We start from the raw sequence: 10,655 nt of genomic DNA on the forward strand, positions 1-10,655 counted from the left end.
GTTACACGCCCCGGGGGCCGAGGGAGGCCGGTCAGGCGGGTTCGACGCGGGTGACGGCGACCGTCTGGTCGATGTCCTCCCGGTCGCCGCAGCCGGCCGGGAGCGGCGCGATCGCGCCCCGCACGGTGACCCGGGCGCCGGGGCGCAGCGCCGCCGCCTCCTCGCCGCTCAGGGCCCAGCGCCGCTCCCCGACCAGCAGCATGGTGCACTCCCCGACGCGCTCCACGGTGCCGGTCAGTGTGCGGGCTCCGAACGGCAGCGGGCCGGGCACCTCACCGGTGCCGGACGGGATCGGCGCGGCGGAGGGAGCGCCGGACGTCCCGGACTCGCGGCCGGCCGGTTCGGGTCGGGCGGTGGCGGTAGGGCCGGGCGGGGGCGAGGGCGTACCGGCGGGCGACGGGCCGGACGGGCCGGCCTCCGGGGTGTCCGGTGCGGACGAACAGGCGGTCAGCCAGCACAGCAGGCCGACGGCGGTCAGCAGGACCGATGCTCTGCGCATGACACCAACTTCCGTCACGTCGGACTCGGTGGCAACCGGGGCGGTCCCCCGGTCAGAGCCCGTAGAAGCCCCGGTACCGGCGGACCAGGCGCCACTGCACGACCACCGCCGCCACGGTCAGCAGGATCATCACCAGCGTCGCCGCGGCCGCGTAGCCGTAGCGCAGGTACTCGAACCCGGTGCGGTAGATGAACAGCGACAGGTACGTGGTGGCGTACGGGGGTGGGCCCCCGTCGGTGACCACGTACGCCGGCACGAACGAGAAGTGCAGGCTCGCGATGGCGTCGCGCACCGCCAGCAGGGCGAGCACCGGTGCCATCAGCGGCAGCGTGACCCGGCGGAACACGTCCCAGCCGGTGGCGTCCTCCAACGCGGCCATCTCGTACACGTCACGGGGCAGCGCCCGCCGCGCGGCCAACAGCACCACGAACGTCTCCCCCATCGTGAAGACGCTCATCAGGATGATCGCCGCGCGGGCGTCGGTCGGGTCGGTCAGCCACTGCGGCGGGGTGCGGCCCAGCGCGGTCAGCCCGTTCTCCCCGCCGACCCGCAGCAGCTGGTTGATCGGGCCGTACAGGGGGTTGAACAGCCACAGCCAGAGCAGGCCGTAGGCGATCTCGGGCACCGCGGTCGGCAGCACGGCCGCCGCGCGGGCGGTGCCGACCCCGAACGCCCGGCGGTGCAGCAGCAGCGCCAGGCCGAGGGCCAGCAGCAGCCGCAGGGGTACGGCCACCAGCGCGAACACCAGCGAGTTGGTCAGCGACACCCGGAACACGGGGTCGTCGACCAGAGCGACGAGATTGTCCAGCCCCACCCAGCTCGGCGCGTTCACCAGGTCGTACTCGGTGAACGCCAGGGCGAGGGTGACGGCCGCCGGCAGCAGCACCAGCCCGACCAGGCCGACCAGGTACGGCGCCAGCATCAACGCCAACTGCCGGCGGGAGCGGGTGTCCGGTCGGGTCCGCGGGGGTCGCGGAGGGGGCTCGCTCCTCGCGCTCGCCCCTGCCGCCCTCGTTTCCGACCGCGGGGCTCGCAGACCCGGCTCGCTCCTCGCGCTCACGGCGCGTACCGGAGGCCGGAGTCGGCGTGGAAGACGTGCGTGTCGGCCCAGCGGACCCCGACCTGGACGGCCGCGCCCCGCTCGGGGCGGCGGGCGGCTGGCACCCGGGCGACCACCGGCTGCCCCGCCGCGAGGCTGAGGTACGCGTACGCGTCCTCGCCGACCACCTCGACCCGGTCGACGGTGGCGGCCGCGCCCTCCGCCCGGTCGATGGCGACCGCCTCGGGGCGGAATCCGATCTGGAGGCCCTCGGCCGGCACGCCCGGCGGGGCCTCCCCGGCGGGGCGGACCGGGCCGTCGGCGGGGAGCAGGTTCATCGCCGGGGAGCCGACGAAACGGGCCACGAACGTGCTCGCCGGGGCACGCCAGATCTCGTCCGGGGTGCCCACCTGCTCGACCCGGCCGTCGCGCAGCACCGCGATCCGGTCGGCGAGCACCAGCGCCTCGGTCTGGTCGTGGGTGACGTGCACCATCGTGGCGCCGAGCCGGTCGTGCAGGGCCCGCAGCTCGGCGCGCATCTCGACACGCAGGGCGAGGTCGAGGTTGGACAGCGGCTCGTCGAGCAGGAAGACGTCCGGCTCGCGTACCAGCGCCCGGGCCAGGGCGACCCGCTGCCGCTCCCCGCCGGAGAGCTGGCCGGGCCGCCGGTCGAGCAGGGCCGCGCAGCCGACCGTCTCGGCCGCCGTCCGGGCCCGCTCCCGGGCCACGGCGCGCGGGGTGTCCCGGACCTCCAGGCCGAAGGCGATGTTCTCGGCGACGGTGAGGTGCGGGAAGAGGGCGTACGACTGGAAGACCATGGACACGTTGCGCAGGCCGGGACGGTCGGAGGTGACGTCCCGGCCGGCGATGCGGACACGGCCGGCGGTGGCGGGCTCCAGCCCGGCCACCACCCGCAGCACCGTCGACTTGCCCGCCCCGGACGGGCCGAGAACCACCAGGAGTTCACCCCGGGCGACGCTCAGGTCCACCTCGTGCAGGACGGTGGCGCCGCGGTAGGCGGCGCTCACGCCGTCCAGGGTCAGACCCGGTTCGCTCACCCGTGCTCACCGCGGGCGAACAGCGGGCGGGTCTGCTGGTCCAGGTCGCGGATGACGTCGTCGAGCTTGTCCCCCCGGTACAGGGCGTTCTCCAGGATGCCCGCGGTGACGTCCTCGATCTCCGGCCAGGTCGAGACGGTCGGCAGGGCCCGGACGGTGGGGATCGTGTCGAGGAACACCTTGGCGCTGCGCGGCGGCTGGGACGGGCCGAGGAACGCCGGGGACTGCGAGACGCCGATGTGCGAAGGGACGGTCCGGCCGGTGGCGGCGATGATCCGCTGCCCCTCCTCCGAGATGGCGAACTCGAGGAACCGCCACGCGGCGTCCTTACGCTTGCCGCCCCGGGTCATGCAGTACGCGTCCGAGTGCAGCACCCCCACCTGCTTCTGGTAGACCGGCAGCGGGGCGACGTCCCACTCGAAGTCGGTGATCGAGCGGAACGTGGTGGTGGAGCGGCGCGACGACATCAGCATCGCGAGGCGGCCGTTGGCGAAGCGCGACTCGTCGTCCTCGGCCTCGACCTCCTCGTCGGTGGGCACCACCCCGTACGCCTGGCGCAGGTCCACGAGGTTCTTCAGCGCCTCCCGGGCGACCGGGGTGTCCAGGGTGAGCCGGGTCGGCTTGTCGGGGTTGTCGACGATCTCGCCGCCGGCGGACCACACGAACGGGGCGACGCGGATGATCGACGGCTCGATGCCGAGACCGTGCACGGCCGGCCGCGCGGCGGCGCCCTCGCTCTCGGTGCCCTTGACCACCACGCCCCGGGAGTCACGGGTCATCGCGATGGCGGTGCCGACCATGTCGTTCCAGGTCCAGCCGGCCTTCGGCTCGGGCACGCCGTACTTCGTGAAGAGCGTGCGGTTGTAGTAGACGGCGAGGCTCGACACGTTCTGCGGCAGGCAGAGCTGCTTGCCGCCCCACGTGAAGGCGTCCATCGCCACCGGGTAGTAGTCCGCCGGGTCGATCGCGTCGGAGCCGGCGATGCGCTCGTCCAGCGGCTCCACGACGTTCTTCGCCGCGAACTGGCCGTAGAAGCGGTAGTTCATCAGGAACAGGTCCGGCGGGGCGCCCCCGGCGACCGAGGTGGCGAGCCGGGCCAGCAGGTCCTTGCGGTCACTCGCCTCGACCAGCTGCACGTCGGTGCCGGGGCGGGCCTTCTCGTACGCCTCGGTGAGCGTGCGGTACGCGGCCAGCTCCTCCGGGGCGCCGAAGACCAGCAGCTGCACCGGGCCCGACTCGTCCTTCGAGGATCCGGAGCCCGTTCCGCAGGCGGTGGCGAGCAGCGTGACGGACAGCAGCAGGGCGAGCAACGTCTTCGGTCTCATGGGCGGTCCCGTCCGGTCGGATCGTCGTGATGGAGGAAGCGGCGCTGGGCGAGCACGAAGACCAGCAGGGCCGGCGCGGTGGCGAGGACCGCCCCGGCGAGGAACACCGGGAAGTTCGTCGGGTCCAGCACCGACAGCGAGCGCAGCGCCAGCGGCAACGTGAACAGGTCGCGGTCGTACACGTAGATCAGCGGGTCGAGGAAGTTCGACCAGGTCAGCACGAAGGTGAGGGCGGTGAGCGCGGCGGTGACCGGGCGGACCAGCGGGAGGGCGACCCGCCACCAGATGCGCATGGGTGAGAGGTCCTCCACCAGGCAGGCGTCGTAGAGGTCCCGCGGCAGTGCCCGGAAGGCCAGGTAGTAGACCAGCACGTACAGCGGCGAGGTGCCCAGCAACGCCGGAGCGATCAACGGCACCAGCGTATCGGTCAGGCCCAGCGCGCGGAAGATCGCGAACCGGGGTACGAGCAGCGCGGTGGCCGGCACCATCAGGGCGACCAGGGAGGCCGCGACGACGGTGGCGGTGGTGCGCGGCGCGAGCCGGGCCAGCGCGAACCCGGCGAGCGCGGCCACGAGCACGCTCAGCGGCACGGCGACGACGGCGACGAGCACCGAGTTGAGCGAGGCGCGCAGCAGGCCGCCGATCTCCAGTGCCTGCCGGTAACCGGCGGTGGAGACCGGGTCCGGGACCAGGTGCGGCGTCGGGGACGGCGGCAGGCCGGGCTCGGTGAGCGAGCCGGATACCAGCAGCAGCAGCGGCGGGACGAAGACGAGGACGACGAACGCCGCGCCGAGGGTACGCCAGACGCGACCGGCCGCCCCGGGCAGCGGTGGGGGGCCGCTCGCGCGGCCCCCCACCCGGTTGGTGCCTTTGATGATCTGCCTACCCCAGCTTGAGCTGCCAGGCACCCAGACCGTGCGAGGCGGCGTAGAGGATCCGCTTGCCCGGCACGATGGTGAGCCCGGCGACCTCGACGTTCGGCATGCCGCCGGCCGCCTTGACCCAGCTCGTCGAGCCCTTGGCCAGGCGCAGGACGCCGAAGTCGGTGGACGCGTACAGGTCACCGGTCACGTCGTCCCGGACCAGGTCGGTGATCGGCTGGTCGCCGAAGTCGTACGACCGGTCGGTCCACGAGGCCGCCGCGCCGGCCACCGTCACCTCGAACGCGTGACCGACGGTGGTCGGGGTGTTCGAGTTGAAGCCGCTGTACGACACCCACGCCCGGGCCGGGGCGGCCGGGTCGACGTGAATGCTCGTGACGAAGCGGTTCGGCGTGCTGGCGTTGTCGATCCGGGTCCAGGTGACCGCCGACGCCGGCTCGGCGTCGACGTTGCGGGTGACGAAGACCCGGCCGGTGCTGGTGGCCGCGTACGCGGTGGACGAGTCGCTGTCGACCCGCTGGACCACCGAGACCGCGCCGCCGGCCCGGTCGCCCCAGGCGGCGTCGGTGAGCCGGGTGGTGCCCAGCTCCGCCCAGTCGCCGCACTGCGCCTCGTACGTGCCGGTCCAGGTGTTGCAGATGCGGTCGGCCTCGTCGAGGGTCCGGTTGCCGAGGCCGAAGGTCTTGGTGCGGTAGACCGTCCGGGCCGTGCCGGCGAACATCGTGCCGCTGACCTTCGGGTCGTTGATCACCGGGGCGTAGAACAGGTTGCCCGCCTGGCCGTAGATCGGGTCGGCGGTCCAGATCCAGCTGCCGATGTCGCCGTTGTTGAAGTTCACCTCGGGCGACACGTCGAAGAAGGTGTGGAAGCGGAACTCCGGCTTGCCGACGTCGAAGCCGGAGGCGCCGCCGTCACCGATCATCGTGTTCACCCAGCGGCGCCGCTCGCCCTTGTTCTCCCAGGTGCCGTTGTCCTGCGTGCCACCCTGGAGCAGGTTCACGTCGTGCGGGCTGACCGACAGGCTGATGAACTGCAGCGTGTTCATGCCCTTGTTGACCCCCTCCAGCTTGGCGGGGATCTTCGAGAGCATCTGCTTGCAGCGGTCCTTCCGGGCCTGCGTGGTGAGGTTGCGGTCCGGGTTGTCGCACCAGGCGGAGCGGTCGACGAACTGGCCGCTGGAGCGCATGATGCCGCCGTCGTTGGCCTCGAAGAACTGGAACGGGTTGCGCGGGTTGGTCACCAGGGCGTGCTGGTCCGGGTGCAGGCCGTTCGGGTGCAGCTCGTCGGTGCCGTCGTAGGTCATGTCCGTGCCGCTGACGCCGGCGTCGGTGGAGAGGACGACCGCCCGCTTGTGGGCGACCGTCTCGCCGTAGACGTAGGAACCACCGGTGTAGACCACGTCCGGGTGCCCGGCCGGGGTGTGCACGAACACGTCGTACCAGCACTGGCCGGTGCACTGGTTGTAGGTGGCGAAGCCCGGGTCGGCCGGGTTCGAGCTGGTCAGGTCGGCGAAGGCCGGGGCACCGGCGGCCACGTCGTCGCTGCGGAACAGCCGCGAGTACGGGTTGCCGATGTTGCCCTCGTAGACGTACATCCGGGTCTTGCCGTTCGGCAGGGCGGTGACGTCGATCGCGGCGCGGGTCTGGAAGACCGCCGGGTTCAGCGACGGCTTGATCTGCGTCCAGGTCATTCCGGCGTCCGAGGAGCGCCACACACCGCGGGCGTACGACGAGGCGTACACGATGTCGGAGTTCTTCGGGTCGAGCTTGACGTAACGGACGCCGCGCGGCGAGCAGGCGGCGGTGTTCGCGTACTCGGCGGCGCTGCCGGTGCAGTCGGCGGCGTTGGTCGAACCGTTGTGGAGGAACGTCCAGTTCTTGCCGCCGTCGGTGGTCTTGTAGAGACCCCACTTCGCGGCGTCCGGCACCGGCCGGGTGACGCCGGTGCAGCAGGAGCTGGACATGCCGCGCAGCGCGATGGTGGTGGCGACGTACATCGTCTTGGGGTCGCCCGGCTTGATGGTGATCTCGGCGATGCCCTTGCCGGAGAGCACGTCCTTGCCGAGCGGGCCCGACCAGGTCAGGCCGCCGTTGGTGGACTTGTAGAGGCCGACGCCGGCGACACAGCCGGAACCACAGGTGTTCGCCTCGCCGGTGCCGACGTAGATCGTCAGGCCGGTCTTGTCGTTACGGTCGATCTTGACCGAGCCGGCCGCGTTGATCCCCAGCGGGCCGCCCAGGTAGAACCACTTGGGCTCGGCGGCGAGGATGTTCAGCGTGCCCCAGACGCCACCACCGGCCGGGGTCGCGTACGCCCGGCAGAGCAGCTGGTTGCAGTCGGGGCTGATGTCGAGCGAGGTGACCCGCCCGCCGGCGACGTACTCGTTCGGTACGTAGTTGAACGCGTTACGGAACTCGGTGAACGGGTACAGCGCCTCGCTCGGGCCGACGCTGGTCCAGCTCTGGCTGCCCCGGAACCGCTTCTCCGCCGCGGCGTACGCGGCCTTGGCGCGGTCCACCTCGGCGATGCTGATGTCGTTGGCCGGGTACGCCCGCTCCATGAACTCCTGCTGGGCGGCGCCGCCGGGACCGTCCGGCGACATGCCGTCGTTGCCGGGCGCCGCCTGCCGCAGCCGCTCCAGATGGGCGCCCAGGGCGCTGGGCATCTCGCCGTCGCCGGCCGCCGCGGCGGCCGGCACCTCGGCGCCGGTGAAATGGATGCCCGCGGCACCCGTCGTCGCCACGAGTGCGGCGACCGCTAGTCCTGCGAGTAGATGGCGACGTCTGCGCTTCACGAGGGTCCCTCCCGGAGAAGGCGTCGCCGCAGCGCGGCGCCTCTGGATTGGCGACCGTCGCTGGCAGCGTCCATGCAGGAGGATGTCAGAGGGTGATCGGCGACACAATCCTCTGCGTCGATTGAGTTCACAAATGATTGTCGTCCGGCCTGCCGGGTAACGCCCCGGCATGCCTGCACGTCACGACGACTTTCCCCGCATCGCCATCGTCACCGGAGCCGACGCCGTTCGTCGACACCGGGTGGGAGCAGTGGCGGGAGGTGCTCGCCGTCGACCTGGACGGGCCGTTCCTCTGCGGGCAGCGGGCGGCGCGGCGGATGGGGGCCGCCGTCGACCCGTTCACCCAGCCGCGGCCCGGAGTGCCGGTGGGACGGCCCGGGGACGCGCGGGAGGTCGCCGCCGTGGTCGCGCTGCTCGCCTCCCCCGCCGCCGCGTACGTCACCGGGGCGTCCTGGCCGGTCGACGGCGGGATGCTGCTGATGGGCCCGCAGGCCGCGGCGCTGCCCGACGACTCCTGGCGGCGGGTCGAGCCTACGTAACAGTCCGTTACACAGCGGGTTCACAGTGTCCACCTAGGGTGGTCGGCGGCCCGGTCGCACGACGGCCGGGCCGACGACCGGCCCCTACCCGGGGCCCCTACGGAAGGACACACGATGCCCCTCGCCCAGCGGGTCGCCGCGCTCTCCGCGGCGGCCGTCCTCGGCACGGCCGCGCTCACCGTCGCGGCCACCCCCGCCCACGCCGCCCCCGCTCAGCCCGCCCTCGCCGAGCAGGCCACCTCCGTGCTGCTGCTGAGCGTCGTCCCGCACACCACCGGCGCGCCCCGGGCCGCCGCGCTGCGGTGCGAGCCGGTCGGCGGCACCCACCCGTACGCCGCGTCCGCATGCCAGGACCTCGCCGCCGCCGACGGCGACCTGGCCTCGCTGAGCGGCAACCCCGGCTTCTGCACCCTGGAGTACGCCCCGGTGACCGTCCGGGCGGTCGGGTTCTGGCAGGACCGTCCCGTGTCGTACACCGAGACGTTCGGCAACCGCTGCGAACTGCTGCGTGAGACCGGCTCCCTCTTCGCCTTCTGACCCGCTTCACGCTCTGATGCCCGCCGCGCGGCGCCCGCTCCCCCGGGCGCCGCGCGGCCCCCGTCCGCGGGCCGGCGCCGATTGGGCCGGTGCGAGAATGGGGCGTTCGATTCAGGCAGCTTCAGCAGGAGAAACGGTCAGCGTGACGGAAACCGGTCCGGACGACCTGCGCGCCGACTGTTCCCGGTGCGTGGGGCTCTGCTGCGTGGCCCCGGCGTTCGCCGCCTCGGCGGACTTCGCGATCGACAAGCCGGCCGGCCGGCCCTGCCCGCACCTGGGTGCGGACTCCCGCTGCGGCATCCACGCGCAGCTGCGCGAGCGGGGCTTCCCGGGCTGCACGGTCTTCGACTGCTTCGGCGCGGGCCAGCGGGTGACCTCCGGTGGGCGGGACTGGCGAGACGACCGGGCGACCGCCCGCGCGATGTTCGACACCTTCGCCGTGGTGCGGCCGCTGCACGAGCTGCTCTGGTACCTGACCGAGGCGTTGGCGTTGGACCCGCCGCCGGAGTTGCGGGCCGCGCTGACCGAGGCGCGCGCCGAGACCGACCGGCTGGCCGGCGGGGACCCGGAGGCGCTGCGGGCGCTGGACGTCGACGCGTACCGCGGGCGGGTCAACCCGCTGCTGTCGCGGGCCGGGGACCATACCAGGGCGCGGGGCGGCCGGCCCGGCGTCGACCGGCGCGGCGCCGCCCTGTTCGGCGCTGACCTGCGCCGGGTCGACCTGCGGCGGGCCAACCTGCGCGGCGCCGTGCTGATCGGGGCCGACCTGCGGGGCGTCGACCTGGCCGGGGCCGACCTGACCGGCGCGGACCTGCGCGGCGCGGACCTGCGGGGCGCCGACCTGTCGGGCAGCCTGTTCGTGCACCAGTCCCAACTCGACGCCGCCCGGGGCGACCGGCGCACCGGGCTGCCGCCCGGGCGCAGCCGGCCCCCGCACTGGACGGCACTCCCGCTCACCCCGGTCCGGCGGCGCCCACCCGCCAGCACTGCCGGTCGCCGCCGCCGCTGAACGCCGGCCCGTCCGCACCACGATCCGCGGACGAAAGGGCTTCCTGCCGACACCACCTCGGCAAGCGCCCCGCCGGGTGGACCACCTCCCGCTGAACCGGGTGCATGCCGGGCAGTCGCTGTCGAGCTGCCCCCACAGATGGGGCAATGTCCCGGTCTCATGGACGGGGGCAGCTCGACAGCGGCCGGACAACCTGGTCGGGCCTGGGCGGGCCTGCTGGAGCGCACCCAGGTCGGGGGCGGCGTGGCCGAGCCCGCCGTGAGCCGACGTTTCTCCCCGATTCGTCCGGGTAGGCGGTGGGGGACACGGGCACCATCGCCGACGGGGAGGCACGGGCGTGGGATACCGAGTACGACAGGGCGAGCAGCCGGTCGATCCGGCGCACGCCGAGGACGAGGCAGGTCAGGCCCGGCTGGTCCAGGTCGACGCGGACACCGACGTGCCGGCGCCGGACGGCCCGGCGACGAAACCGGACATCGTCACGGAGGACGACGGCTCGGGCGTGGCCGGTGGGTCCTCGGGCAGCAGCGCCGGCGGTTCGAGCATGCCGGGTCACCCGGACGCGGCACGCTGACGTTTCCGGAGATCCTGACGGGGCAGGAGTGCGCCATGACCGACGAACACCGTTTCGACCTGGCCGACACGGACGAGCCGGACGGCGCCACCGCGATGGAGGCGTCGCTGCGGCCGCCGGGTGATTCCCTGCACACCACCGAGGACGTCGGCGACGACTTCGAGGACCTGCCCGCCGAGAACCGGCGGTCGGCGCGGGAGATCAGCCGCGCCGGGTACGACGTGGCGGACGTCAGCGGCACCACTGACCCGAACCGGGAGTGAGCCGGGCCGCCGCGGCGCGGCCCGGCTCAGCGCCCGGCGGGGCGGAGGAGGCTCACCCCGCCGAGTCGGTGGTTCCCGCGGGCGTCGCACCGGCCGTGGCCGCCGCGTCCGGGGCCGGCACGCCGGTGGCGACGAGG

The 10,655-nt window shown here is 73.4% G+C and carries 11 protein-coding genes; 5 read left to right on the top strand and 6 right to left on the bottom strand.

Translation table 11 applies throughout. From position 1 onward, the window contains the following. Positions 1-31: 31 nt before the first annotated feature. The 6 genes from HCJ94_RS19120 to HCJ94_RS19145 all read right to left on the bottom strand — a co-directional run bounded on the left by HCJ94_RS19120 (position 32) and on the right by HCJ94_RS19145 (position 7,596). Positions 32-499, bottom strand: a complete 468-nt coding sequence (locus HCJ94_RS19120) for a DUF5818 domain-containing protein (protein ID WP_168002385.1) — start codon at positions 497-499, stop codon at positions 32-34. A 52-nt stretch (positions 500-551) separates the two neighbouring features. Continuing rightward, positions 552-1,421: a carbohydrate ABC transporter permease gene (locus tag HCJ94_RS19125; RefSeq protein ID WP_168002386.1), complete on the bottom strand. Its 870-nt coding sequence runs from the start codon at positions 1,419-1,421 to the stop codon at positions 552-554. A 134-nt stretch (positions 1,422-1,555) separates the two neighbouring features. Then, entirely contained in the window at positions 1,556-2,596 is a 1,041-nt protein-coding gene (locus tag HCJ94_RS19130) for an ABC transporter ATP-binding protein (RefSeq protein WP_168002387.1), read from the bottom strand. After that, on the bottom strand, positions 2,593-3,921 hold the full coding sequence (locus tag HCJ94_RS19135; protein ID WP_168002388.1) for an ABC transporter substrate-binding protein: 1,329 nt from the start codon (positions 3,919-3,921) through the stop codon (positions 2,593-2,595). Before HCJ94_RS19135 ends, HCJ94_RS19130 begins: the two co-directional genes overlap by 4 nt. After that, a complete protein-coding gene (locus tag HCJ94_RS19140; protein ID WP_168002389.1) occupies positions 3,918-4,778 on the bottom strand; it encodes a carbohydrate ABC transporter permease in 861 nt (286 codons plus the stop codon). Before HCJ94_RS19140 ends, HCJ94_RS19135 begins: the two co-directional genes overlap by 4 nt. A gap of 25 nt (positions 4,779-4,803) precedes the next feature. Beyond that, positions 4,804-7,596 (bottom strand): beta propeller repeat protein, encoded by a 2,793-nt coding sequence (locus HCJ94_RS19145; RefSeq protein ID WP_168002390.1) that lies wholly within the window; start codon positions 7,594-7,596, stop codon positions 4,804-4,806. A 137-nt stretch (positions 7,597-7,733) separates the two neighbouring features. Here HCJ94_RS19145 and HCJ94_RS30945 point away from each other — a divergent pair, with 137 nt between their 5' ends. The 5 genes from HCJ94_RS30945 (at position 7,734) to HCJ94_RS19170 (ending at position 10,518) form a co-directional block, all read left to right on the top strand. Next, a complete protein-coding gene (locus tag HCJ94_RS30945; protein ID WP_240944331.1) occupies positions 7,734-8,135 on the top strand; it encodes an SDR family oxidoreductase in 402 nt (133 codons plus the stop codon). Positions 8,136-8,249: 114 nt separating this feature from the next. Beyond that, complete coding sequence (locus HCJ94_RS19155; RefSeq protein ID WP_168002391.1) at positions 8,250-8,672, top strand: SSI family serine proteinase inhibitor; 423 nt, start codon at positions 8,250-8,252, stop codon at positions 8,670-8,672. A 142-nt stretch (positions 8,673-8,814) separates the two neighbouring features. Next, complete coding sequence (locus HCJ94_RS19160) at positions 8,815-9,681, top strand: pentapeptide repeat-containing protein (RefSeq protein ID WP_168002392.1); 867 nt, start codon at positions 8,815-8,817, stop codon at positions 9,679-9,681. 337 nt (positions 9,682-10,018) lie between these two features. Then, positions 10,019-10,255 carry a preprotein translocase YidC gene (locus tag HCJ94_RS19165; RefSeq protein ID WP_168002393.1) on the top strand — a complete coding sequence of 79 codons (237 nt, stop codon included), beginning with the start codon at positions 10,019-10,021 and terminating at the stop codon, positions 10,253-10,255. A 35-nt stretch (positions 10,256-10,290) separates the two neighbouring features. Beyond that, positions 10,291-10,518, top strand: a complete 228-nt coding sequence (locus HCJ94_RS19170; protein WP_168002394.1) for a hypothetical protein — start codon at positions 10,291-10,293, stop codon at positions 10,516-10,518. Positions 10,519-10,655 lie beyond the last annotated feature (137 nt).

Source organism: Micromonospora thermarum, from assembly GCF_012034245.1.
In the GTDB taxonomy this organism is placed as follows: domain Bacteria; phylum Actinomycetota; class Actinomycetes; order Mycobacteriales; family Micromonosporaceae; genus Micromonospora; species Micromonospora thermarum.

Excerpts from the sequence above, each read along its gene's own strand:
- HCJ94_RS19120 (WP_168002385.1), bottom strand. The coding sequence starts at position 499 with ATGCGCAGAGCATCGGTCCTGCTGACCGCCGTCGGCCTGCTGTGCTGG.
- HCJ94_RS19125 (WP_168002386.1), bottom strand. The coding sequence starts at position 1,421 with ATGCTGGCGCCGTACCTGGTCGGCCTGGTCGGGCTGGTGCTGCTGCCG.
- HCJ94_RS19135 (WP_168002388.1), bottom strand. The coding sequence starts at position 3,921 with ATGAGACCGAAGACGTTGCTCGCCCTGCTGCTGTCCGTCACGCTGCTC.
- HCJ94_RS19155 (WP_168002391.1), top strand. The coding sequence starts at position 8,250 with ATGCCCCTCGCCCAGCGGGTCGCCGCGCTCTCCGCGGCGGCCGTCCTC.
- HCJ94_RS19170 (WP_168002394.1), top strand. The coding sequence starts at position 10,291 with ATGACCGACGAACACCGTTTCGACCTGGCCGACACGGACGAGCCGGAC.